Below are 26,024 nucleotides of genomic sequence, written 5' to 3'. Positions count from 1 at the left end.
TATGCACAGTTTTATTTTTTGCAAAAACTGTAATCTAAAAGATGGGGTGAGAAAATGAGAGCTGAAATTTTATCGGTGGGAACAGAATTGCTTTTAGGAGATATATTAAATACTAATGCTCAATATATCTCTAGAGAATTGGCCAATTTAGGTATTAATGTATATTATCAAACGGTAGTTGGAGATAATCCAGAAAGATTAAAGAATGCATATAATTTTGCACTAAGCAGAGCTGATATTGTAATTACAACTGGAGGACTTGGACCAACAAAAGACGATTTAACAAAGGAAATAGCAGCAGAATATTTCAATAAGAAATTAATTTTAGATAATAAGTCTCTAGAAGAAATTTTAACTTTTTTCAAGAAGATAAATAGAGAAGTTAGTGAAAATAATAGAAAACAGGCATATTTTCCAGAGGGATGTATTATTCTAAAAAATAATAACGGAACAGCACCAGGATGTATTATAGAAGAAAATAATAAAATAGCCATATTGCTTCCAGGACCGCCAAAAGAGATGGTACCAATGTTAAATGAAGGAGTAATACCTTACTTAAAAAAATTCCAAGATGGAACTCTTATATCCAAGGTTTTAAGGATAACAGGTATAGGTGAGAGTAGTGTTGATAATTTAATAGGATATATAATAGATAGGCAGACAAATCCTACAGTGGCACCTTATGCAAAGGACAATGAGGTAACTTTAAGGCTTACTGCCAAAGCTAACAGTGAGGAAGATGCATATAAACTAATTGTACCAGTTGAGAAGGAGATAAGAGATAAATTAGGGGATATAAATGTTTATGGAGTAGAGAATGAATCTGTAGAAGAAATAGTGGCTAAACTACTTATAGAAAATAAACTTACTATAGCTACAGCTGAATCTTGTACAGGTGGGCTTTTAGCAGGAAAATTAATCAATTATCCTGGCGTATCTTCTGTTTTTCTTGAGGGAGTTGTAACTTATAGCAATATTGCAAAAATTAATAGATTAAAAGTTAAAGAGGATACCCTAAATAAATTTGGCGCTGTTAGTAGTGAATGTGCAGCGGAAATGGCAGAGGGAATAGCAAAAGCAGCAAGTACTAATATAGGAGTTTCCACTACTGGGATTGCAGGGCCTGGTGGTGGTACTGATGAGAAACCAGTAGGACTTGTTTATGCTGGAATTTACATAAATGGCGTAGTAAAAACAAAGCAGTTAAACCTGGTGGGTAACAGACAAAAGATTAGAGATAGAGCTGTAGCTTCTACTTTAGATTGGCTTAGAAGGGAATTAATTGCTTATTTAAATAAAGACAGTAACTAACTAAAAATTACTTTTCTATAACATATTAAAAGACTTCTTAGATTAAAACTTTTTTAATCTAAGAAGTCTTTTAATATGAATGAATTAGCAGCATAATAAAATTAAAAATTATAATTATAATCTAGGAAGCAGGTAATTTATTTAAGATATTTTATTTGTTTTCCGTATATAAGATATATTTGATAATATTTTTTTTGCTATTTCTGGCTTGTTCATTGTATATATATGAATTCCATCTGCACCATAGGAAAGAAGATCTATTATCTGCTCTGTAGCATAGGCAATGCCAGCTTCTTTTAGTGCTTCTGGATTATATTCATATTTGGTTAATATTCTTATAAATTTATCAGGTAAATTTGCCCCACATAGGGAGATCATTTTTAATAACTGATTTTTATTTGTTACAGGCATTATACCTATAGATATAGGTATATTTATATTAAATTCTTTAATTTTTTCATTGAAATCATAAAAATATTCGTTATCAAAAAATAGTTGTGTAATCAAAAATTCAGCACCCATGGACACCTTTTGTTTAAGGTGTAATAAATTCTCTCTAATGCTTTTACATTCTATATGACCCTCAGGATAGCAGGCAGCACCAATAGAAAAACTTTGCTTTGTCTTGATATGATTTATGAGATCACTTGCATATTTATATTCAAGCTTATTCTGTTTATAAGATTCAGATGGAAAATCTCCTCTGAGGGCTAGAATATTATTTATATTATTTTCCTTTAAATTATTTAGTGTATTTTCTATATCATTTTTAGTTGAAGTAATACAAGTAAGGTGAGCTAAAGCTTCTATATTATATTTATTTTTAATAATTGAAGCAATTTCCATAGTTTTATTATCATTAGATCCGCCAGCTCCATAAGTTACACTTATAAAATCAGGTTCTAAACTGGATAATATATCTATTGTATTATATATACTTTCTATATTAGTTTCCTTTCTAGGAGGAAAAATTTCAAAAGAAATCAAAGGTATTTCCTTATTGTACATATCTTTTATTTTCATAAAAAGCACTGCCTTTCTAAAATAAATTCTTCTATAATTGATATTAAAATAATTAGTTATGTATGAATAGCTATTCAGATTATAGCAAAATTAGTTACCTAATTAAAATTAATTAAGGACTGTCTTTCTTTTAGAAAAACAGTCCTGTTAAACTTTAAAAACCATTTTCCTATCTTTCACAACACATAAGTCTGCAGGAATTAACACGACTACATCACAGATGTCAGTTGTTGGGTTTCATAGGGCCAATCCCTCCACCTCTCCAGATAAGAACGTTTAATATATATTTGAAGATACTTTACTTAAGATAATATTAATATAAGGATTAAGTTATGTCAATGGATGCTAGTAAACAGTATATAGTGGGCAACTATTATATAGAAAGTATATTTAAAGTGTAAGTTTTTATCTCTTAGTAATATCATAAATTTAGTTTACAGTGTCAAAATAAAACAAAAGGTTAGAAATAATAAAGAAAACCTAAAAATTTATTTTCATAAACTTAGAATAAATATTGAGGATAAGCTCATATAATTGTAGGGATAAGTTTTGCTTGGAGGAATTACTATGGTTTGTCCTAATTTAGAAACATGTCCTTTTATTAATAATTCAGATGAGAAGCTTAAGGATGATATTATTAAATATAAGAGTAAGTTTTGTAATGCAGATTATGAAAAGTGTGCCAGGTTTATTCTTAGTAATACTACAGTGGAAGTTCCAATTGATTTGGCTCCAGATGAAATAAAGCGCTTGGAAAGACTTATGAAAACATAATACTTAGACAAATCTAAGCCTAATTATAGTTGTAAAAGATATAAATATAATAATATTTTTAGAGGAGTGAATAGCAATTGGTTAAAAATGATAATTTTGCTGTGACTAGTATGATTCTAGGTATAATAAGTGTAATTTTTGATTTAATTCCTGGAATTAATTTTCTAGGAATAATACTAGCTATATTAGCAATTGTTTTTGCAGTTATAGGCAAAAATAAAATCAAAAACTCTAATGGTGAGCTTAATGGTAATGGTATGGCTACTACAGGACTAGTTCTAGGAATTATAGCTGTTGTATTATTTATATTGTTTTTAGTGGCTTGTGGAGCATTAATTGGAGCCACATCAAGTACAAATTATTAATTAAGAAAATAATATTTTTTCAAGATGAAAGATTAATATGCTATAAATGTTGCAACATTGTTATTTTTAGTTAAATCTCTTCTGCGTAGCTGTTATTGATTTAATTTACAATTAAGATATATATTAAAATTTTTATTGAGGGATTTGTTACAAAAACTTATATAATGAAAATTAGCACTATGGAAATCTATTGAAGAACAATAGATTTCCATAGTGCTTTTCTTATTTTAAGATAATATTTTGTTGTAATTTATTCATAACTTAATGCATCTATTGGGTTTAATTTTGATGCTTTGTTTGCAGGGTATAGGCCAAATACCACACCAACAGTTACAGAGAAAGCAAAAGCAGCTAATATTACTGTTCCGGATAATTGTATTGCAGTATGGTTATAGGTTTTTAATAATTGGCCGCCGCCAATGCCAATCAATACACCAATTATACCACCAATACCGCTTATGAACACTGCTTCAATGAGGAATTGTAAAAGTATGGCTTTCCTCTTAGCACCTAATGCTTTTCTAATACCGATTTCTCGGGTACGTTCCATAACAGACACCAGCATGATGTTCATAATACCAATACCACCAACTACTAGAGAAATAGCTGCTACACCTGAAAGCATATTAGTCATACTTTGCTGTGTAGAGGTTGCTGTTTGAAGTAAACTGGTTTCATTCATTACTCTAAAATATTTATTTGTAGCTGTAGTACTTGAACTAATTGGCAGACTATATTTTTTGTCTAGAAAAATTTGAAGATAAGACATGGCATTATCTACAGAGCTAGAACTTGATGCCTGGACGTAAAAGGTCTTTACTTGTGTTGTTTTTAAAAGCCTTTGTGCTGTTGTAAGAGGAAGTAATATTGTATTATCTGACGAACCAGCAGAACTTGTTCCCATTGAGGTTAAAACACCAACTATATTAAAATCTACACCGTTCACGCTTATTGTTTGTCCTACAACATTAGTAGTGTTAAAAAGTGAAGTAGCAACCTCTGTGCCAACTACAGCTGAGTGATACCTGTTGTCTAAATCTGACTGATTTATAAATCTTCCGCTTTCAACTGACATATTTCTAATTGTTGCAAAATTTGGCTCTACAGCTTGAGCAGAAGTACTAGTAGTTTGATCATTAGCTGCAAGGTTAACATTTTGGGTTAATGTTGGAGATATATCTGCAATTCCAGGTTTAGTTTTAAGTTGATCTAATTCCTTAGTTGTAACAGGCTCATTTCTATTCCCAACAACACTTACAGTTATAAGATTAGTACCCATGCTTTGTATGGAGTCTTGAACCTGTTTAGTAGTCCCTTGGCCCATGGCAACAAGAATTATAACTGAAGCTATACCTATAATTATACCAAGCATAGTAAGAATAGATCTTATTTTATTACCAATGATAGATTTGATAGCCATTTTAAATAGCTGAATTACCTTCATTTACATATTCCTCCCATCATCAGAAATTATGTGACCATCCTTTACTTGTATTCTTCTTTCTGCTTTTTCGGCTATAGCAAGATCATGAGTTATTAATACAATTGTTCTTCCAGTTTTATGGAGATCCTGTAATAATGCAAGGACTTCTTTACCAGTTTTACTGTCCAAAGCTCCTGTAGGTTCATCTGCCATTATTAATGAGGGGTTAGTGGCAAGAGCTCTTGCTATGGATACTCTTTGCTGCTGACCACCAGAAAGCTCAGTAGGTTTATGATGAGTACGCGTTGATAAACCTACTTGTTCCAAGGCATCAATTACTCTCTGTTTTCTCTCTCCTGAATTTAGACCCAAATAAATTAGTGGTATTTCCACATTTTCGTAAACATTTAGTTTTGTAAGTAAATTGTATCTTTGAAATATAAAGCCTATTTTTTCGTTTCGTATTTCAGCAAGTTGATCATCATTTAAGCTTTCAACGGGTTTACCATCTAATATATAATTTCCCTGAGTAGGTACATCAAGACAGCCTAAAATATTCATCAATGTGGATTTTCCAGAGCCTGATGGACCAACGATAGCAGCAAATTCTCCATCTTTTATACTTAGAGAAATATTATCTAGTGCGTAAACTTTCTCTTTGCCCATTGTGTAAATTTTACTGAGATTTTTTACTTCAATCATTTATAGTTTCCTCCATAATTAATTTTTATCTAATAACTAGCCGCAGAATGCAAGCTTCTAAAAGTTAGAGATAACAGCGGACGTTCCTAGATAATTACTCTTAGATTTCAGATAGAGTAAAGTTCTACCTGTCTAAGAATTCTGGTTATGAGGTAAATATACTAATTTCCAGAACGGCCACCACCACCGGAGCCACTGCCGCCGCCGAAGCTGCCGCCACCACCGCCGAAACTGCCACTGCCGCCGCCGAAGCCGCCACCACCGCCAGATCTACCTTGTGAGCCTGAGCCACTAGAAGATATATTTGGTAGCTGAACTAAGACTTTTTGACCTTCTTGAAGACCACTTGTTATTTCCACATCGTTTTGGTTTTCTATTCCAGTTTCAATTTCAACAAGTTTTCCACCAGAGGAGGAAGCTCTATTGCCGCCACTATAAGATCCACTTTGCCCGTTTCCACCTCGTTGTCCACCGTTTCCACCGCTTCCACCATTTCCACTGTATCCATTGCCCTGACGGCTACTTCCTGAACTATTAGATGTGCCAGAAGCGCTTGAGGTAGGTTCCATGACATATTTTTTACCATTTCTGGTTTGTATAGCTTCAGTAGGAACCATTAGTACATTATCTTTATTTTGTACTTGTATATTTACATTACCATTCATGCCAATTTTTATTCCAGATGGATTATCTATGGTAACCACTACATTATAAGTAGTTACATTGTTTGAAGTTTGTCCTGTATAAGCAATGCTAGCTACTGAGCCTGTAAATGTTTTGCCCTGTATATCGTCAAAAGTAATATCAGCTTTTTGTCCAAGCTGTATCTTGTTTATATCAAGCTCATCCACTGCTACGTTTAATTGAAGATGATTAGTATCTTGTACTGTTGCTATGGTTTTACCACTTTGAACTGTATCACCATTTTGATTATTAAGAGCTACTACAGTACCACTTATTGGTACTGTTAAATTTAGATTATTTTTAGTTGTAATATCGTTATTTAAAGTATTTTGAAGCTGTTGAATAGTTGTATTCTGATTATTTATATTTTGAGTTTTTGTAGCATTATCATTACTCAGAGAATTTTGTAATTGTTGAATAGTTATATTTTGATTATCTATGTCTGATTGTTTAGTCATTTGAGAAAGCTGTGTTTGTGCTTGAGTAAGCTTTAATTGATCAGTTTGTGCCTGATAATTTGCCTGGTTGGTTATTTGAGTAAGCTGTTGTTGTGCTTGAGTAAGTTTCATTTGGTCAGTTTGTACCTGATTGTTTATACTTGAATCATTTACGTATCCCAAGGAGTCCCCTTGTTTTACAACACTTCCAAGTTGTATCGGAAAATTAGTTAAGGTACCATTCCCACTAGCTACAATATCTTTTGATGATGATGAAACCACTGTTCCCGTACCTGGAACGCCTACAGAAAGAGAACCTTTTGTTGCAGTCATTGTTATAAATCTGCTCTGGCTAGTAGTTTTGCTATTAGAATATTTGCTATAGGCATAGTAAGAACCACCAGAAATTATAGCTACAACTACTATTGGTATAATTAATTTTTTTAATGAAGTCCTATTCATTTTTTATTTCCCCCCTGGATTTTATGTTTTTATATATTGGAGTGTAATAAATTTACATTAGTAAAACAATAAGTCTATATTATAGGTGCATTGTTACAATTTCATGACAATATTATTAATAGATTATTATTTAAAAATATTTTTTGTTGTACTTGTTTTATTATGAAATATATCTATTAATAAATTGTAATTACTAAAGATAGGTCTTTGTTATGATATAATGTATAAGGATAAAGAAAAATAATAAATTTATAGAATACTTATAGGAATTAGTAGGAAAAAGTATTTACTTGAATTGGAAAATGTATAATTGTAAAAACATATTTTAACATTCTATCTTGACGAAATAGTACTTTTTATATATACTTTGATTATCAAAGTATATAATAATGAATATAAATATTTAACTATACAGAAAAGGAAGAGATAAGTATGAAATTACCTCCTTTGATAATAGGAGATTTAAAAGCTGATATCCCAATAGTACAAGGAGGAATGGGCGTTGGTATATCACGTTCCAGATTAGCTGGTACTGTTGCTAGTTGTGGTGCTGTTGGAGTTATTTCATCAGTACAGATTGGTTTTGATGAACCAGATTTTGAAACTAATACATTAGAAGCAAATGAAAGAGCTTTAAGAAAGCATATTAGAAAGGCAAGGGAAATTAGTCCAAAGGGAATAATAGGACTAAATCATATGGTTGCAATAAACGATTATGATATTTTGGCAAAAGTTGCAGTAGAGGAAGGCATAGATTTAATAATATCAGGGGCAGGACTTCCTATGACGTTGCCGGGGATTGTTGAAGGTTCTAATACTAAAATTGCTCCGGTAGTTTCATCTGGAAAAGCTGCAAAGGTCATCTGTAAAATGTGGGATAAAAAACATAATAGAATACCTGATTTAATTGTAGTTGAAGGTCCCAATGCCGGTGGACACCTTGGCTTTTCCATAGAAGAACTTAAGGATGAAAAGAATATAGATTTAGGAGAAATATTACAATCTGTAATAGAAGCAGTAAAGCCTTTTGAAGATAAATACAAAAGAAAGATACCTGTAATTTGTGCAGGTGGAATATATTCAGGAGAAGATATTGCAAAGTATATAAAATTAGGAGCAGCGGGAGTGGATATTGCTACTAGATTTATAGCTACAGAAGAATGTGATGCACATATAAAATATAAGCAGGCTTTTATTGATTGCAAAGAGGAAGATATTGAACTTGTAATTAGTCCTGTAGGAATGCCTGGAAGAGCTATAAGAAATCCATTTATTGAAAGAATAAAAAAACAGAATGAACCAATAACGAAATGTTATAACTGCTTAAAACCATGTAATCCTAAAAATACCCCATATTGTATATCAAAGGCCCTTATAAATGCTGTAAATGGTGACATTGATAATGGCCTATTATTTACAGGCAGCAATGCTTATAAAATAAATAAGATTGTTACAGTAAAAGAACTTTTGGATGAACTTGTATCTGAATGCGAAAAATATCTGGAATAGTTGACAAGTCAAGCTTGCTACACTATATTTTGACTGTTAAAGTAGGTAACAATAAAAATTATTTAAAAAGCGGTGATATAGTTGGATAAGACGTTAACTGTGATGAATGAATTAATGGTAGATATCTTTAACGGTATACTAACTATAGAGCAAACGGCGTTGAAAGAGGGGTCATTTAAAGATATATCAGTTACAGAGATACATACTATAGAAGCTATAGGCATGTATACAGCAAGAACTATGTCTGAAGTAGCTTTAGATCTGGGAATTACTGTAGGAACACTTACCAAAGCTATAGGTAATTTGGTAAGAAAAGGTTATGTACAGAGAGAGAGATCTCAGGAAGACAGAAGAGTAGTTAGAATTACATTGACTAAAAGAGGAAAGCTTGCTTATAGAATTCATGCAAAATTTCATAGAGATATGATTAAGGAAATAGTAAAGGGAATGAGTAATTCAGAAGAGGAACTTCTAATAAATGCTTTAGAGAAAATTAATTACTGTTTTAAGGATAAATACAAAATAGAGGTAAGGGCCAATAGGGAGTGATTATGTGAAGAGTGTTAAGATAATAGGGACTGGAAGCTATGCACCTAGTAAGATAGTAACAAATTCCGATCTCTCAAAAATAGTTGATACCAACGATGAATGGATTTCTAGTAGAACAGGAATAAGAGAAAGAAGAATAACAACTGGAGAGGATACATCAGTATTGTCTACAAAAGCGGCATTAGAAGCTATAAAGAATGCCAATATAGATCCTTTAGACATAGATTTGATAGTTGTAGGAACTGCTTCACCAGATAAATTTATACCTTCAACTGCATGCCTTGTTCAGGCTGAAATAGGTGCAGAGAATGCAACTTGTTTTGATATAAGTGCTGCTTGTACAGGATTTATTTATGCTCTAAATATAGGAACTCAGTTTATAAAAACTGGTCAGTGTAAAACTGCGCTAGTAATTGGGGCAGAAGTACTCTCTAAGATTGTGGATTGGTCGGACAGAAGTACCTGTGTCTTATTTGGTGATGGAGCAGGTGCAGCTATACTCCAAAGTTCCCATGATGAAAATGGGATATTATCAATATATACAGGCTCTGATGGAAGAAATGCAGCAGAGTTTTTAGGTTGTTCAGCGGTTCCAGTTAGAAATCCCTTTATTAAATCAGCAGAAAAACAGGAGAGCCTAGTTACTATGAATGGGAAAGATATATTTAGATTTGGTACTAAAATTATACCTAAGTGTATAGAAGAGGTTTTCAAAGAACAAGATTGTACCATTGAAGATATTAAATATATTGTACCACATCAAGCTAATATGAGAATTATAGATTCTGCAGCCAAAAGGTTAGAAATTGATAGTGATAAATTTTATATGAATTTAGATAGATATGGCAATACATCTGCGGCAAGCATACCACTTGCTCTTAATGAGATGGCAAGAAATGGACTCCTTCATAGAGGAGATAAAATTATTTTAGTTGGTTTTGGCGGTGGTCTAACCTTTGGAGCAGCACTTATAGAATGGATGATTGATTAAACGGAAGAAAATTATTAAGGTCAGATACAGAGGTTAGATATTTATTGAGGATAATCAATTTAAATTTTGATCTTTATATCTGACCTATTAACATAACAGCTATAAAAATGAAAATATTTATATAATATGAGGAGGATATCATGATTAAATCCGTATTTTGTGAAATGGCAGGAATAGAGTATCCTATTATTCAGGGTGCTATGGCATGGATTGCAGACAGCTCATTAGCAGCAGCAGTATCAAACGCTGGAGGACTTGGTGTTATTGCAGGGGCTAATGCTCCAGTAGATTATATAAGAGGTGAAATTAGGAAAACTAAAGAACTGACAGATAAGCCTTTTGGAGTTAATATAATGCTTTTAAGTGAAAATGCTGAAGAACTTGCAAAAATGGTCTGTGAAGAAGGGGTTAAGGTTGTCACTACAGGGGCTGGAAATCCAGGAAAGTATATTGAAATGTGGAAATCTTATGGAATCAAGGTTATACCGGTAGTAGCATCTGTTGCCCTTGCTAAAAGAATGGAGAGAAGTGGAGTAGATGCAGTTATAGCTGAGGGCTGTGAGTCTGGAGGACATGTTGGAGAACTTACTACTATGACCTTAGTACCGCAGGTAGTAGATGCAGTTAATATTCCAGTAATTGCGGCTGGTGGTGTTGGAGATGGAAGAGGTGTTGCTGCTGCATTTATGCTTGGAGCTGTAGGAGTACAAGTTGGGACGAGATTTTTAGTAGCTAATGAGTGCACAGTACATGAAAATTACAAGGAAAAAGTTATAAAGGCAAAGGATATTGATTCAGTAGTTACAGGGAGACCTACTGGCCATCCTGTGAGGGTTTTACGTAATAAGCTAACTAGACAATTTCAGATTCTTGAAAAAGAGGGAGCTGGAATTGAGAAATACGAGGAATTAGGGAGAGGAGCTCTTCCTAAAGCTGTAAAAGATGGAGATATAAATATGGGGTCTATTATGGCTGGACAGATAGCAGGACTTGTATGTAAAAAGCAGAATTGTAGGGATATAATAAAAGAAATGTTTGCAGAAGCAGATAAGACATTAGAAAATATTAAGATATTATAGATAAGCATTTTAAAGAAATGGAGAAGTATTATGGGAAAAATAGCATTTTTGTTTTCTGGTCAAGGTTCACAATATGTAGGTATGGGAAAGGAACTTTATGACAGTTTTAAAGAGAGTAAAAATATATTTGATGAAGCAGATAAAGCATTAGAGTTCAAAATAAGCGATCTTTGTTTTCAGGGTAATAAGGAAGAATTAGATAAAACTGAAAATACTCAACCTGCTATTTTGACAACCAGTATAGCTGCACTTAAAGCCCTGGAGACTAAGGGGATAAAAGCTGACATTGCAGCAGGACTAAGTTTAGGAGAGTACTCTGCCCTTGTATATGCTGGAGTTCTTAATTTTCAGGAGGCTGTAAAGCTAGTAAAAAAGAGGGGTAAATATATGCAGGAAGCAGTACCTCAGGGTAAAGGGGCTATGGCAGCAGTTTTGGGTCTTGAGGGTGATAAGGTGAGAGAGGTTTGTACAGTGGCAAGTACTAAGGGGATAGTAGAACCTACTAATTTTAACTGTCCTGGACAGATTGCAATAGCTGGGGAAGTGGCAGCTGTGGAAATTGCAGCAGAACTTGCTAAAGAAGCGGGAGCAAGGAAGGTAGTAATGCTGCAGGTCAGCGGACCTTTTCATACATCAATGTTAAAGCCAGCATCAGAAAAACTTGCAGTAGAGCTTGAAAAGGTAGTTATAAATACATTACAGCTTCCTGTAATAACAAATGTCACTGGAGATTACATTGAAACAGATAAGGAAATTAAAGACTTGCTTAGAAGACAGGTTATGAGTTCTGTTCTATGGGAAGATAGTATAAATAGAATGATAGAAGCTGGTGTAGATACTTTTGTGGAAATTGGGCCAGGAAAAGTACTAAGTGGTTTTGTAAAGAAAATAAATAGAAAGCTTAAAACCTTTAATGTGGAGGATTTGGAAAGTTTAAATAAATGTGTAGAAGGTATTAGAGAATAGGGGGAAGTTTAATGCAATGTTGTAGTTTAAAAGATAAAACTGCTATAGTAACTGGAGCTAGTAGAGGAATTGGAAGAGCTATAGCACTTAGGCTTGCAGATATGGGAGCTAATTTAGTTTTAAATTATAGAAGCAGTATACAGGGCACAGAGGATATCATAAAAGAAATAGAGGAAAAAGGCGTAAAAGCTATAGCTGTTCAAGCAGATATAAGTAAATTTGAAGAAGCGGAAAAACTTGTAAAGGCAGCAGTTGATACTTTTAAAAGCATTGATATATTAGTTAACAATGCAGGTATAACTAAAGATGGACTTCTACTTAGAATGAAAGAAGAAGATTTTGACAGTGTTATCAATGTAAATTTAAAGGGTGCGTTTAACACTATAAAGCATGTAAGTGGTATAATGTTAAAGCAGAGGTCTGGAAAAATAATAAATATTTCTTCTGTAGTAGGAATTACAGGAAATGCAGGTCAATTAAATTATGCAGCTGCAAAGGCAGGTATTTTGGGACTTACAAAATCAGCAGCCAGAGAGCTTGGCAGTAGAGGAATTACAGTTAATGCTGTAGCACCTGGTTTTATTCAGACAGATATGACAGAAGTACTTTCTGATAAGGTTAAGGAAAATATAAAGGGAACTATCCCTTTGAAGACATTAGGATCACCAGAAGATGTAGCAAATTTAGTAGGATTTTTAGCCTCAGATATGGCCGCATACATAACTGGTCAGGTTATAAATGTAGATGGCGGTATGGTAATGCAATAAACATAACTTAAAAAATATAAAGGTAGGAGAAGTGTATGGGTAGAAGAGTAGTTATTACTGGTATGGGAGCAATTACTCCTGTAGGAAATGATGTAGAAACATTTTGGAATTCAATTAAAAATGGAAAATGTGGAATTGGCGAAATAACATTATTTGATACTACTGACTTTAAAGCTAAATTAGCAGCTGAAGTTAAAGATTTTAATCCTGAAGATTATATTGATAAAAAAGAAGTAAGAAGAATGGATAGATTTTGTCATTTTGCCATGGCTGCTTCAAAGGAAGCTGTAGAGGATTCTGGATTGAATCTTGAGGAATTTAATCCTGAAAGAGTAGGAGTTATATTAGGCAGTGGAATAGGCGGTATAGGCACTATTGAAGAACAGGAGAAGAAGCTTAATGATAAGGGTCCTAATAGAGTTTCACCTATGGTTATACCTATGATAATAAGTAATATGGCATCGGGATATGTGGCAATTCGTTATGGTGCTAAAGCCATATGTACTACTATTGTTACGGCTTGTGCTTCTTCTAATAATGCCATTGGAGAATCCTTTCATAAAATAAGAAACAATGAAGTTGATATAGTGATTTCAGGAGGAACTGAAGCAGCAATTACTCCTATATCTATTGCTGGATTTATATCAATGACAGCCCTTAGCAAAAGTACTGACCCAGAAAGAGCATCTATACCATTTGATGCTGAAAGAAATGGCTTTATAATGGGAGAAGGATCAGGAGTACTTATATTGGAAGAACTTGAACATGCCAAGAAGAGAAATGCTAAAATTTATGCAGAAGTTGTAGGCTATGGTTCAACCTGTGACGCTTACCATATTACCTCACCATCACCAGATGGTGCAGAGGGAGCAAGAGCTATGAAAATGGCTATAGATGAGGCTGATATTGAACCTAAAGAGGTATCCTATATAAATGCTCATGGAACAAGTACCCCACCAAATGACAAAACTGAAACAGCAGCTATAAAAAATGTATTTGGAGATTATGCATATAAAATTCCTGTAAGTTCAACAAAATCAATGACAGGACATTTACTTGGTGCTGCCGGTGCTGTGGAAGCTATTATATCTGTTAAAGCATTGCAGGACGGATGTGTACCACCTACTGTAGGATTAAAGGTTAAAGATCCTGAATGTGATTTAGATTATGTTACAGACTTAGGTAGAAAGGCAGATTTAAACTATGTATTATCAAATAGCTTAGGATTTGGCGGTCACAATGCAACTATTCTATTAAAGAAATGGGCTGGGAGGTAATTTAAGTGGATTATAAATCAATACAGCAGCTTATTAAAACAGCTGGAGAAGAAGGACTTACATTTCTAGAGATTGAAACTGAAGGTATTCGTATAACTATGAAAAAAGGTTCAGGAAATGACGAAACTGAAAGTTCTGTAAGTATTACTGATAGTATGGAAGACATAGAAGATACTAAAGAGGAAAATACAATTGCAGAAAAGCATAGTAAAATTGTAAATGATAATGAAACTGTTAAACCAACTGTGGATGAAAAAGATATTAAAATTGTTAAGTCACCTATAGTGGGATCCTTTTATGCATCAGGGGATCCAAAGGAACCAGCTTTTGTGGAAATAGGAGGTAAGGTTAAAAAGGGAGACACACTATGTATTATAGAAGCTATGAAGCTAATGAATGAGATACAATCAGAATTTGATGGAGAAGTAGTGGAAATATCAGTTGAAAATGAGCAGATGGTAGAGTATGGACAGAACTTGTTTAAGATAAAAGTAAAATAGATAAAATTTGAACTATAAATTTATGCTACAGCGTATATGTATGTTACTACGCATGGAATGAAAATAGTTTATACATGAAATTACAGAGTTTTTCTAATTAAAGTGGAGGAAAAATTATGAGTTTAGATATAAAACAAATAATGGAGATAATACCACATAGATATCCAATGCTTTTAGTTGACAGAGTTGAAGAGGTTGAACCTGGTAAGAGAGTTGTTGGATATAAGAATGTTACTATTAATGAACATTTTTTTCAGGGACACTATCCAGGTAATCCAGTAATGCCAGGTGTATTAATAATAGAAGCATTAGCTCAATTAGGCGGAACAGCTATGTTAAGTATGGATGGGTACAAAGGTAAAACACCTTTATTTGCAGGAATAAAATCTGCTAAGTTTAGAAAGCCAGTTGTACCTGGAGATGTATTAAAACTTGAAGTAGAGATTGTTAAAATTAAAGGACCTGCAATAGTAGGAAAAGGTATAGCTACAGTAGATGGTAAAAAGGCAGCAGAAGGTGAGCTTCTGTTTATGGTAGTATGATTATCATTTTAAATAAAAAATTTATCTGATAACTAGCCGCTGTAATACTCCATCGCACTCTGTGAAAGCGATTCACACAAAATCAAAGATTTTGGTTATCTGCTTTTTTAAAGCTGGAGATAGCAGTGTCACGTTGCTAGATAACGACTTCTAAAATTCAGTGAGAGTAAAAATTTTCTCTGGATCTAAGAATTCTGTTTATAAGAACTAAACTTTAGAAATGGAGAGTATAGATATGCTTAAAAAGATATTAATTGCTAATCGAGGAGAAATTGCAGTTAGAATAATAAGAGCTTGTCAGGAAATGGGTATAGCTACCGTTGCAGTTTATTCAGAAATTGATAGGGAAGCAATGCATACTCAAATTGCAGATGAAGCGGTTTGCATTGGACCTGCAAAATCTAAAGATAGTTATTTAAATATGCAAAATATAATAAGTGCTACGGTACTTACTGGAGCACAAGCTATTCATCCTGGCTTTGGTTTTTTATCTGAAAACAGTAAGTTTGCCAAGATGTGTGAAGAATGTAATATTACGTTTATAGGACCAGATGCAGAAACTATTGATAGTATGGGAAATAAATCAAAGGCAAGAGAAATTATGATTAAAGCTGGAGTGCCAGTTATTCCTGGAACAGAAGGTGCAGTTAAGGGTTTAGAGGATGCCTTTGAAGAAGCAAAGAAAATTGGATTTCCTGTAATGGTTAAGGCTTCTGCTGGTGGTGGTGGAAGAGGAATAAGAATAGTTAAAGAGGAAAGTGAATTTAAAAAGTCCTTTGAAACTGCAAGAGCAGAAGCAGAGGCATCCTTTGGAGACGACACTATGTATATAGAAAAGTTTGTAGAGGAGCCTAGACATGTGGAGTTTCAGATATTAGGAGATAATTTTGGAAATATAGTTTATCTTGGTGAAAGAGACTGTTCCATTCAAAGAAGAAATCAAAAGGTTCTAGAGGAAGCTCCATCACCAGTTATGACAGCGGATTTAAGAAGAGAAATGGGAGAGGCAGCAGTTAAAGCTGCAAAAGCCGTTAGCTATAAAAATGCAGGTACAATAGAATTCTTATTGGATAAGCATGGTGACTATTATTTTATGGAAATGAATACTCGTATTCAGGTAGAACACCCTATTACTGAAATGGTTACAGGTATAGATTTATTAAAAGAACAGATTAAAATTGCATCAGGTGAGGAATTGTCTTTTAGTCAAAAAGATATTAAAATTACAGGTCATGCTATAGAATGCCGTATAAATGCGGAAAATCCTGATAAGGGATTTATGCCTTCACCGGGAGAAATAAAATATCTTTATACTCCAGGAGGTATAGGGGTAAGGATTGACAGTGCAGCTTATCAAGGATACATAATTCCACCTTCTTATGATTCTATGATAGGTAAACTTATAGTACATGGAAGAGATAGAGAAGAGGCAATAGGCAGAATGAAAAGGGCTCTTGGAGAATTTATTATAGAAGGCGTAGATACAAATATAGATTTTCAATACAGAATAATCAATAATAAAGCATTTAAAGAAGGAAATTACAATACAAGTTTTATAAATAAAGAGTTTAATTTATAGAATTATGTTTTGATTTTTGCAATTATACTTTAAAATTAATAGTAGCATAATATTATTTATTTTCCATATTATTTTTTTAAGCAAAGGATAAAAAATATATGGTGAAGGTTAGGTGAAATTTATGAGGTTATTCAGAAAGAGAAAATATATTACTGTCAGTAATACAGAGATAAAAGATGAGAATATAGTAGATGTATCGGAAGAAGAATTGCCCATAATACCTGATGGTATGTGGGTTAAATGTTCTAAGTGTGGTAGAATACTATATAAAAAGGATCTAAATGAAAACTTGAAGGTATGTGTGAATTGTGATGCTCATCTTAGGCTCAGTGCAAGAGAAAGAATAAAGACTATAATAGATGAGAATACTTTCATAGAGTTTGATTCACAGATGAAACCATCAAATCCTTTGAATTTTCCTGATTACGAAAGTAAAACTAAGGAAGCGGCAGAGAAAACAGAACTTAATGATGCCGTTGTTACAGGTATAGGAAGTATAAATGGAAAAAGTACAGTGATAGCTGTTATGGATAGTAATTTTATGATGGCTAGTATGGGTTCTGTAGTTGGGGAAAAGATAACAAGGGCAATTGAAACTGCTACAAGTAAGTCTCTTCCTATAATTATATTTACTGCATCTGGGGGCGCAAGAATGCAGGAAGGTATATTTTCATTAATGCAGATGGCAAAGACCAGCAGTGCTATTGCCAAACACGATGAAGCAAGTCTTTTATATATTACAGTTCTTACAGACCCTACCACGGGTGGGGTTACTGCAAGTTTTGCCATGCTTGGAGATATAATAATTTCAGAACCTGGAGCCCTTATAGGTTTTGCGGGAAGAAGAGTCATAGAACAAACTATAAAGCAAAAGTTACCAGAGGAATTTCAACATGCAGAATTTTTGCTAGAACATGGATTTATAGATAAAATTGTTGAAAGAGCAGAACTTAAAGATACCCTTGGAAAAATTTTATCAATATAGGAATTGAGGTGATGTGCATTGGATAATAAGGATATAAAAACGCTATCTGCTTGGGAAAGACTTACCATTGCAAGAAAAGTAGAAAGACCTACGGCACTTGATTATATAGATAATATATTTGATTCCTTTATAGAACTTCATGGGGATAGGCTCTTTGGAGATGATGCTGCTATTGTTGGAGGTCTGGCTACTATTAATGGAGTATCTGTTACGGTAATAGGTCAGCAAAAGGGAAGGGATACTAAAGAAAACATAAAGAGAAATTTCGGTATGCCAAACCCAGAGGGCTATAGAAAAGCTCTCAGACTAATGAAGCAGGCAGAGAAATTTAAAAGGCCGATTATTTGCTTTGTAGACACACCAGGAGCCTATTGTGGTATAGGTGCCGAGGAAAGAGGTCAAGGTGAGGCTATAGCTAAAAATCTTATGGTAATGTCTTCTCTTAAAACTCCCATAATATCTATATTTATTGGTGAAGGTGGAAGTGGTGGAGCACTTGCTTTAGCAGTGGCAGATCAAGTGTGGATGCTTGAAAATTCTATTTACTCTGTACTTTCTCCAGAAGGTTTTGCTTCTATTTTGTGGAAGGATGCAAAAAGAGCTAAAGAGGCCGCAGAGGTTATGAAGATAACTGCGCAGGATTTAAAGGGATATGATATTATAGAAAAAGTTATAAGTGAACCAGAGGGTGGAGCGCATACAGATTTAAATCTTATGTGTAATAATATAAAAAATACATTGCTTGAAGAACTTCCCAAACTTATAGATAAGGATGAAAAGATTCTTTTGCAAGAGAGATATGATAGATTCAGAAAAATAGGTAAAGTTATTGAATAAAATAAGTATTAATAACAAAAAAGACTGCCATTAGGCAGTTTTTTTACATTCTAACTTGTTATGGTATAATGTAATAACTTCAAAAGTTACTATATATATTGCTATCAATGAATCTTACTCAGTGGGAGTTTGTATTCCCACTGAGTTTAGATGAATTATCCAGGGAAGTGCTACAGCGGCTAGTCATCGGATAAATCTAAAATAAAAATGCTATTTTCTTATAGCTAATTTATCTAATATTTTTCCAATATTGTTAGCACTATACTTTAGCATATCTACTTCATCTTTAGTAAGAGGTACTTCTAACTTTTTACTTATGCCTTCACTTGAAATAATACAAGGCATACTTAAAGCTACATTTTTTATACCATATTCCCCTTCTAGTGTTGTAGAAACTGGAAGTATACTAAATTCATTAAGTAATATGGCTTTTACAATTCTATTAACACTCATGGCAATACCTGAACTTGTGTAGCCCTTTAATTTTAGTATTTCTAAGCCTATATCCTTAGCTTCTTTAACTACTTTCTCATGATCTATAGGGTCACAGGATTCAAAAACTGTATCAAATTTATCAGCAGGAATACTTGATATACTTATGCCGCTCCAAGCCGCAAAGGCACTGCCGCCGTGTTCACCAAGTAGATATCCGTGTACATTTTTAGTATCTACAGAATAATTTTTAGCGATTATTCTTCTAAGTCTTGCAGTGTCAAGGAGAGTACCTGTGCCTATAATTTTTTCTTTTGGGTAATCAAAATGATTTTGAGCTAAATAGGTTACAATATCTACTGGGTTCGTTACAATAATTATTACTGCATCTTTAGTATATTTAGTTATAGAACTCATAACTTCATTCATTACAACTACATTTTTATTTGCTAATAGCATTCTATCTAGAGTTTCCCCTGGCTTTAAACTTGGGCCAGCTGTCATTACAATAATCTGGGCATTTTTGCAATCTTCATAATCTCCAACTCTTACTGAAACATTAGGGCTATAGGCAAAGGAGGTAGTGTGACTTGAATCAAGGGCTTCTCCTTGTGCTTTGTCTTTATTGTTATCAATTACAACTATTTCTGATACTAGTCCTAGTGTTAGGAGTGAATTCATAACAGCAGCACCTACCATACCAGCTCCAATAACTACAATTTTATTTTTGCTAGGTTTCATTTTTATTCCTCCATGTTGTTTGAAAAATTAATATTTGGTTATTTAATAATTGGTGATTAAGTATCTTAAAAAAACAATTTGTGGCTTAATCATAGTATAGATTTAATTTCACCATTATGTCTATAATCATAATATAAGATACATCATGATAAACCTATAATGCAAGTATTTATTTTTAGATGACTGGGAAGTTCATAAGGCTTTACAAATAAGTATAAAAATATCAATACTTCATATGCTTACTTGCCAAATCTAGATTTAATACATATCATGCAGTATTATAATATTTCAAATTTATCGAGAAAACTGTTAAAATATATTAGATATAAATTTTAAATTGAAATAGCTATTTTACTAGTGAATATAATTTATTCTAACTTATATGTAGTAATAGATTAGTTTATGAATTATTAAGAAAATGTTTTAATATGCTGTACAGATAAAAGCTTAATAAAAAAGTTAACACTTTTAATTAAATTTATAATATCCTTTTAATTGCCACATTAAAAAGAATAATAAGGTAATGCCTATAAAAAATATAAGAAAAATAGAAGGGAAAACTAAAATATGAGAAAAGTTATAATAGCAGAGAAACCTTCGGTAGCCAAAAATATTGCAGATGCTTTCCATATAAAAATGAGAAAGGATGGTTATTTTGAGGGGGATGACTATTTAATTACATGGGCATTTGGTCATCTTTTGCAATTATATGATGCTAAAGATTATGATGAAAATATGAGAAGTTGGAGACTTGAAAAGTTTCCGTTTATTCCAGAAAAGTTTCAGTATAAAGTCAAATGTGATAGTGTAGATAGAGCTTCTGTGGATAAGGGCGCTCAAAAACAACTCAATATAATAAAAAATTTAATAGATAGAAATGATGTAGATGCAATTATATCAGCAACAGATTTTGATAGGGAAGGACAGGTTATTGGGGATGAATTATTTTTATATTTAAATGAAAAAAAACCTGTATTTAGAATATTATTGAATGAGTGGACAGCAGAAGAAGTAAAAAAAGGAATGGCAAATTTAAAGCCTAACAAAGAAATGCAATCATTGCAAGATGCAGGTATTAGTAGACAATGGGCAGATTGGATTTTAGGAATAAATTTAACATCTGTAGCAACATTAAGATATAATCCTAATGATAAGAAGATATTAAACATAGGGAGAGTTTTGTTACCAACTCTAAAGATTATTTATGACAGAGATAAAGAAATAGAAAACTTTAAATCATCTACTTATTATAAATTAATAGCAACTTTTAAAACAAAAGATAATGAAGAATTTGAAGGAATTTATTATGAAAATGACAATGAAAAATTTGATGATAAAGAAATTCCAGAAAATATAATTAAACTTTTAAAAGATAAAAATGCAGAGATTATAGAAAAGCAAGTAGAGAAGAAAAAAGACTATGCACCACTGCTATTTAATCTATCAAATCTTCAAGGATACATCACAAGCAAGTACAAAGGCTGGACATCTGATAAAGTATTGAAAGTTGCTCAAGCACTTTATGAAAAAAAATTCACAACATATCCAAGAACAGGCAGTGTTGCATTAGAGGAGAGTTTAAAAGAAAGAACTAAAAAAGTTTTAGATGTATTAAAAACAGGATTACCATATGAAAGCCAGATTAAGTTTGTTGATAATAAAAGAATATTTGATAATTCAAAGGTAGAAAGTCATAGTGCTATAGTTCCAACCTACATGAAACCCACTGGATTAAGTAAAGATGAAGAAATTGTTTATAATGCAATAAAAAGTAGATTTATAATGCAGTTTCTACCAATAGCTGAATATGAAGAAACTAAACTTGTATCTAAAGTTAATGAGAGTACAATTAAAGGAATATTCATATCAAGGGGAAAAGTTCAAACAATTCAAGGATGGCATATTGTTGAGAAAATGGAAAGCAAGGATACTATTTTACCAATGGTATCAGAGAAAGAAATTGTAGATGTAGTTGATAGTAGAGTAAATGCGATTACTAAAAAACCACCTAAACTTCATACTGAAAAGACGCTTTTAAGAGTTATGGAGACATGTGGGAAGAGTTTTAAAGATGAAGAAGATTCAGAAGAGATGATGGCTGCAATATTAAGTGGATTTAGTATAGGAACTCCAGCTACAAGAGCTGAAACAATTAAAAAACTAAAAGATGCATCATATATTAAGGCAAAAGGGAAAAGTCTTACCTGTACAGATTTAGGTAAAACCTTAATAGAAATCTTTCCAGCAAAAGAACTCTTAGACTTAGAATATACTGGAAGGCTTGAAAAAACACTATCAGATATAGAAAAAGAGAAATTTAAAAAAGATGATTTCTTGAATATGATTAAAGAATTTACTATCAATGCAATAGATTCTATAAAAAAAGATACATCGATGTTAAAGAATTTTAAAGTAGAACTGGCAGAGGGAACAGAATGCATAGGAATATGCCCTATATGTGGGAATCCCATAGTAGAAAATGAGAAGGGATTCGGATGTACTAATTGGAAAAATGGATGTAGGTTTACAATTTGGAAGGATGATAAATATATCCAATCTTTTGGTAAAAAGGTTTCTAAGGAAATGGTTAAATTATTACTTAAAAATGGTAAAGTTGGATTTAGAAATCTAAGGAGTAAAAAAGGGACAACATTTTCAGCCTATTTTAAGTATATATTAAATGAAGAAACTGGATATTATAATTGGAAAATTGAGTTTATAAAATAAAAAGGTTGGCTTAAATTATATAAGGATGAAAAAAAGGATGAGCTTTTACCCAAGGTAGAAAAAGATGATAAGGTTCTTATGAAAAAAATTAATGAAATAGAAATATAGCTACCATTAATAATTAAGTTTATTATTATAGGTGAATCTTAAACAAAAATAATATTTTTAGATATTATTTAATGTTTTGCTAATAAAATCTATATATTAATGATAAATTAATATATACAACTTGATTTTTGCGATAAATTGGTTATAATTTATAGTAACATGACTAAATAGAATTTAATTGCTACTGAATTTGAAATCTTTTTATGTTATATCTTTTATTCAAGGAATCTTGCTGAGAGTATTTAGGCATGGTAAAGAAATAACTAGTCAGTATGATAGCCTACTTTGCATCATACTGCGTCAACAGAACCTTCAGATAGCATTATACTATCATCAAACCCTGTTTCCTTGCATGATTTAAAACATACGTCACATCTTTGACTTACTGTTTATCTTCAGATGCCTTATTAGAAATAAGAGTACTAAAAAGTAAAAAAAATTCTGGGAATGGAGTATAATAAAATAGATGGATTTTAAAGTGGGGGATACAATGTTATATATTTCAGATGAAACTATAGATAAGTTTATTAAAGAGGATATACCATATATTGATTTAACTACTTTGGTTTTGAATATAGGAAAAGAAAAGGGCAATATAAAATTTGTTTCCAGAGAAAATGCTGTAATTAGTGGTACGGAAGAGATAATTAGAATATTTCATAAACTTAATATTCAGGTTAAAGCACACATAGCCAGTGGAACTGCCGTTTTGCCAGGGCAGACTGTTTTAGAAGGTGAAGGTTATGCAGAGTCCCTACATATGGCCTGGAAGCTTTCTTCAAATATACTTGAATATTGTTCGGGTATAGCAACTAGAACTAGAAATTTAGTTGATGCGGCTAAAAGTGTTAATCCTAAAATTGAACTTTTTACAACAAGAAAGATATTTCCTGGGACTAAAGAACTATCAATAAAGGCGGCTATAGCGGGAGGCGCATATCCTCATAGGCTTGGCTTATCTGAAACCATATTGATTTTTAAACAGCACATGAATTTTATTGGTGGAGTAGATGGATTAATCTCAAAGCTTGAAAATATAAAGTCTAAGACTTGTGAGAAAAAGATTATTGTTGAAGTGGATTTTTTAGAGGATGTCATAAAACTTGGCAAAGCTGGAGTGGATGGTATACAGTTTGATAAAGTTCCTCCTAGTGAGTTAAAGCATATGGTTGAGGAAATAAGAAATATTGACAGTAGTATAACACTTATAGGAACTGGCGGAATTAATTCTGGCAATGTTGAAGAATATGCAAAAACTGGCGTGGATGCTATTTCAACTACATGGGTTTATTTTGGTAAACCTATTGATGTGGGAACTAGCATAACAAAAATTTAGCAACATAATATTTAAATTGTAAATTATATTAGGTCATCTTTAAAAAATAGCTGTCCACTAGATTAATGTTGTTATTTATTTTTATATACCTAAATTAAAAAAAGAATAGATTAGTATGTATCTAAGACATCCTGTGTTGCGTATAATTATATGTATAAGTTAAAAAAATTATAGTATTTTAGGAGGTAATTTAATATGGATTTAATGCAGGATAGTATCCTATTGGATGACGATTGTAATTTAAATGATTTGAACTTCTTGGGTATAATAGCATGCAGTGTAAGGCAGACTTTTAAAGAGGAGCTTGAGAAGGCAGTAACAGAATATAAAAATAAAAAGGAGATAACCTTAAAGGCTTACGTTCCATCAGGCTGTAGTTGTAAGGCTGATCTTAGCAGTATATGGGAAGCAAATAATATAGATGATTTTCCAGATGTTATGGCAGCTAATGGCTTTAAGGATGAATTTAAAAAAGGATTTATGAATACCCTAGCAGATAAAGGATACTTTAAAGCTGTCAGAGGTGAAAATATAAATAAAGAATTTTTAGAGGCAGGATGTGTTGATCCTAAGGATGTATATAATATGTATGCCGTTTCTCCAAGTGTAATACTTGTAGATAAAAATAAATTAAAGGATCTTCCGATGCCTAAATCTTGGGATGATTTATTAAATCCTATTTATAAGAACAATATAATAGTAGGGGGAACACCAGAGGAATTAAGTGATTCAGCTGCATTGTATATTTATAAAGAATATGGAGAAGCTGGAGTAAAAAAATTGGTGCAGAATACAAAGAATCTTTGGCATCCATCTAAAATGTCAAAGACAGCCGGAACAATGAATACTGAAGGTGCAGCAATTTATATTATGTCATGGTTTTTTGCTAAAACATGTCCTAATACAGAAAAAACTGCTATAGTGTGGCCAGAAGATGGAGCGCTTATTAATCCTATGTGTGTACTTGCAAAAGAATCTAAAATTTCACAAATGGATGCTCTTATAAATTTTGCTTTAGGAGAAGAACTTGGCAGTAAGCTTGCAGATAGTTATTTCCCATCCTTGAACCCAAAGGTAGATAATAAATTACCAGAAGGTGCAAAATTTAAATGGTTGGGTTGGGACTATATAAGGGAAAACAGCATGGATGAGATAAGAAATACAACAAACACCATGTTTATAAATGAATGGAAAAGTAAAATTAAAAAATGGAGAGTGTGATTGATATGAAATTAATTACCGTATCTGGGCCTCCATCTTCTGGAAAAACTTCAGTGATTATAAAGACCATTGAACTTTTAAAGGAAGAGGGAACTAAAATAGGTGTTATTAAGTTTGATTGTCTATCATCCTATGATGATGTGTTGTATGAAAAGATTGGTGTTCCTGTAAAGGTAGGATTATCAGGAAATCTTTGCCCCGATCATTTTTTTGTAAGCAATATTGAAGAATGTGTAAATTGGGGAATAGAAGAAGGCTTAGATATACTTATAAGTGAAAGTGCAGGACTTTGCAATAGGTGTTCACCGCATATAAAAGAGATACCTGCTGTATGCGTTATTGATAATTTATCTGGTATAAATACTCCTAAAAAAATAGGTCCAATGCTTAAATTTGCAGATATAGTAGTAGTGACAAAGGGAGACATAGTTTCTCAAGCAGAGAGAGAGGTATTTGCCTTTGAAATAAAGCAGGCTAATCCTAAAGCAAAAATAGTTTTTGTCAATGGAATAACAGGGCAGGGAGCATATGCTTTAAGTAAAAACTTAAAGGATGGCAATGTTATAAGTGAAATTACCAACAAAAGATTAAGATTTCCTATGCCTGCTGCAGTTTGTTCCTATTGCCTTGGTCAAACTAAAATAGGTAAGGAATATCAGAATGGAAATATTAAAAAAATGGTTCTTTAAGGTGGGAT

24 protein-coding genes and 1 riboswitch are annotated in these 26,024 nt (G+C 32.5%); of the genes, 19 read left to right on the top strand and 5 right to left on the bottom strand.

Translation table 11 applies throughout. The features are described from left to right. The first annotated feature begins 54 nt into the window (after positions 1-54). Positions 55-1,311: a competence/damage-inducible protein A gene (locus tag CLOPA_RS22780; protein ID WP_015617771.1), complete on the top strand. Its 1,257-nt coding sequence runs from the start codon at positions 55-57 to the stop codon at positions 1,309-1,311. Between the two features lie 141 nt (positions 1,312-1,452). Here CLOPA_RS22780 and metF read toward each other — a convergent pair whose 3' ends face one another. Further along, positions 1,453-2,334, bottom strand: coding sequence for a methylenetetrahydrofolate reductase [NAD(P)H] (metF, locus tag CLOPA_RS22775; RefSeq protein WP_015617770.1), 882 nt, complete (start codon positions 2,332-2,334; stop codon positions 1,453-1,455). 166 nt (positions 2,335-2,500) lie between these two features. Then, a riboswitch (SAM riboswitch) is annotated at positions 2,501-2,607 on the bottom strand. 294 nt (positions 2,608-2,901) lie between these two features. Here metF and CLOPA_RS22770 point away from each other — a divergent pair. Then, entirely contained in the window at positions 2,902-3,108 is a 207-nt protein-coding gene (locus CLOPA_RS22770) for a hypothetical protein (RefSeq protein ID WP_015617769.1), read from the top strand. 77 nt (positions 3,109-3,185) lie between these two features. Next, positions 3,186-3,473: a DUF4190 domain-containing protein gene (locus CLOPA_RS22765; RefSeq protein WP_015617768.1), complete on the top strand. Its 288-nt coding sequence runs from the start codon at positions 3,186-3,188 to the stop codon at positions 3,471-3,473. 250 nt (positions 3,474-3,723) lie between these two features. Here the strand turns inward: CLOPA_RS22765 and CLOPA_RS22760 are convergent, their stop codons facing one another. The 3 genes from CLOPA_RS22760 to CLOPA_RS22750 form a co-directional block, all read right to left on the bottom strand. Then, entirely contained in the window at positions 3,724-4,917 is a 1,194-nt protein-coding gene (locus CLOPA_RS22760; RefSeq protein ID WP_015617767.1) for an ABC transporter permease, read from the bottom strand. Beyond that, entirely contained in the window at positions 4,918-5,598 is a 681-nt protein-coding gene (locus CLOPA_RS22755) for an ABC transporter ATP-binding protein (protein ID WP_015617766.1), read from the bottom strand. A gap of 161 nt (positions 5,599-5,759) precedes the next feature. Then, positions 5,760-7,181 carry an efflux RND transporter periplasmic adaptor subunit gene (locus CLOPA_RS22750; protein ID WP_015617765.1) on the bottom strand — a complete coding sequence of 474 codons (1,422 nt, stop codon included), beginning with the start codon at positions 7,179-7,181 and terminating at the stop codon, positions 5,760-5,762. Between the two features lie 432 nt (positions 7,182-7,613). On the opposite strand from CLOPA_RS22750, the gene CLOPA_RS22745 reads away from it, so the two are divergent. The 12 genes from CLOPA_RS22745 to CLOPA_RS25725 all read left to right on the top strand — a co-directional run bounded on the left by CLOPA_RS22745 (position 7,614) and on the right by CLOPA_RS25725 (position 18,762). Beyond that, positions 7,614-8,690: an NAD(P)H-dependent flavin oxidoreductase gene (locus CLOPA_RS22745; RefSeq protein ID WP_015617764.1), complete on the top strand. Its 1,077-nt coding sequence runs from the start codon at positions 7,614-7,616 to the stop codon at positions 8,688-8,690. Between the two features lie 81 nt (positions 8,691-8,771). Further along, complete coding sequence (locus tag CLOPA_RS22740) at positions 8,772-9,239, top strand: MarR family winged helix-turn-helix transcriptional regulator (protein WP_015617763.1); 468 nt, start codon at positions 8,772-8,774, stop codon at positions 9,237-9,239. Between the two features lie 4 nt (positions 9,240-9,243). Next, positions 9,244-10,230 (top strand): beta-ketoacyl-ACP synthase III, encoded by a 987-nt coding sequence (locus CLOPA_RS22735; RefSeq protein WP_015617762.1) that lies wholly within the window; start codon positions 9,244-9,246, stop codon positions 10,228-10,230. A 140-nt stretch (positions 10,231-10,370) separates the two neighbouring features. After that, positions 10,371-11,309 (top strand): enoyl-[acyl-carrier-protein] reductase FabK, encoded by a 939-nt coding sequence (fabK, locus tag CLOPA_RS22730; RefSeq protein ID WP_015617761.1) that lies wholly within the window; start codon positions 10,371-10,373, stop codon positions 11,307-11,309. Positions 11,310-11,339: 30 nt separating this feature from the next. After that, entirely contained in the window at positions 11,340-12,275 is a 936-nt protein-coding gene (fabD, locus tag CLOPA_RS22725; RefSeq protein ID WP_015617760.1) for an ACP S-malonyltransferase, read from the top strand. Between the two features lie 11 nt (positions 12,276-12,286). Next, positions 12,287-13,042, top strand: coding sequence for a 3-oxoacyl-[acyl-carrier-protein] reductase (gene fabG / locus CLOPA_RS22720; RefSeq protein ID WP_015617759.1), 756 nt, complete (start codon positions 12,287-12,289; stop codon positions 13,040-13,042). Positions 13,043-13,077: 35 nt separating this feature from the next. Beyond that, positions 13,078-14,319 (top strand): beta-ketoacyl-ACP synthase II, encoded by a 1,242-nt coding sequence (gene fabF / locus CLOPA_RS22715; protein ID WP_015617758.1) that lies wholly within the window; start codon positions 13,078-13,080, stop codon positions 14,317-14,319. A gap of 5 nt (positions 14,320-14,324) precedes the next feature. Further along, positions 14,325-14,819, top strand: a complete 495-nt coding sequence (gene accB, locus CLOPA_RS22710) for an acetyl-CoA carboxylase biotin carboxyl carrier protein (RefSeq protein ID WP_015617757.1) — start codon at positions 14,325-14,327, stop codon at positions 14,817-14,819. 116 nt (positions 14,820-14,935) lie between these two features. Further along, on the top strand, positions 14,936-15,361 hold the full coding sequence (gene fabZ / locus CLOPA_RS22705) for a 3-hydroxyacyl-ACP dehydratase FabZ (protein ID WP_015617756.1): 426 nt from the start codon (positions 14,936-14,938) through the stop codon (positions 15,359-15,361). A gap of 235 nt (positions 15,362-15,596) precedes the next feature. Further along, on the top strand, positions 15,597-16,940 hold the full coding sequence (locus CLOPA_RS22700; RefSeq protein WP_015617755.1) for an acetyl-CoA carboxylase biotin carboxylase subunit: 1,344 nt from the start codon (positions 15,597-15,599) through the stop codon (positions 16,938-16,940). 121 nt (positions 16,941-17,061) lie between these two features. After that, the gene (gene accD, locus CLOPA_RS25730) at positions 17,062-17,925 is read left to right on the top strand and encodes an acetyl-CoA carboxylase, carboxyltransferase subunit beta (protein WP_015617754.1); all 864 of its coding nucleotides are present in this window, start codon (positions 17,062-17,064) and stop codon (positions 17,923-17,925) included. 18 nt (positions 17,926-17,943) lie between these two features. Next, positions 17,944-18,762 (top strand): acetyl-CoA carboxylase carboxyltransferase subunit alpha, encoded by an 819-nt coding sequence (locus tag CLOPA_RS25725; protein ID WP_015617753.1) that lies wholly within the window; start codon positions 17,944-17,946, stop codon positions 18,760-18,762. Positions 18,763-18,972: 210 nt separating this feature from the next. Here the strand turns inward: CLOPA_RS25725 and CLOPA_RS22685 are convergent, their stop codons facing one another. Then, on the bottom strand, positions 18,973-19,935 hold the full coding sequence (locus CLOPA_RS22685) for an L-lactate dehydrogenase (protein ID WP_015617752.1): 963 nt from the start codon (positions 19,933-19,935) through the stop codon (positions 18,973-18,975). Between the two features lie 567 nt (positions 19,936-20,502). Here CLOPA_RS22685 and CLOPA_RS22680 point away from each other — a divergent pair. From CLOPA_RS22680 to CLOPA_RS22665, 4 genes are all read left to right on the top strand, one after another. After that, positions 20,503-22,662, top strand: coding sequence for a type IA DNA topoisomerase (locus CLOPA_RS22680; RefSeq protein ID WP_015617751.1), 2,160 nt, complete (start codon positions 20,503-20,505; stop codon positions 22,660-22,662). A gap of 598 nt (positions 22,663-23,260) precedes the next feature. Continuing rightward, on the top strand, positions 23,261-24,106 hold the full coding sequence (gene modD / locus CLOPA_RS22675) for a ModD protein (protein WP_015617750.1): 846 nt from the start codon (positions 23,261-23,263) through the stop codon (positions 24,104-24,106). Between the two features lie 195 nt (positions 24,107-24,301). Next, the gene (locus CLOPA_RS22670) at positions 24,302-25,327 is read left to right on the top strand and encodes an ABC transporter substrate-binding protein (protein WP_015617749.1); all 1,026 of its coding nucleotides are present in this window, start codon (positions 24,302-24,304) and stop codon (positions 25,325-25,327) included. 5 nt (positions 25,328-25,332) lie between these two features. Further along, positions 25,333-26,016: a GTP-binding protein gene (locus CLOPA_RS22665; RefSeq protein ID WP_015617748.1), complete on the top strand. Its 684-nt coding sequence runs from the start codon at positions 25,333-25,335 to the stop codon at positions 26,014-26,016. Positions 26,017-26,024 lie beyond the last annotated feature (8 nt).

The sequence above is a fragment of the Clostridium pasteurianum BC1 genome (assembly GCF_000389635.1).
GTDB lineage: Bacteria > Bacillota > Clostridia > Clostridiales > Clostridiaceae > Clostridium_I > Clostridium_I pasteurianum_A.
Note: the sequence above shows the minus strand (reverse complement) of the source record. Positions and strands in the feature narration are given on the sequence as shown.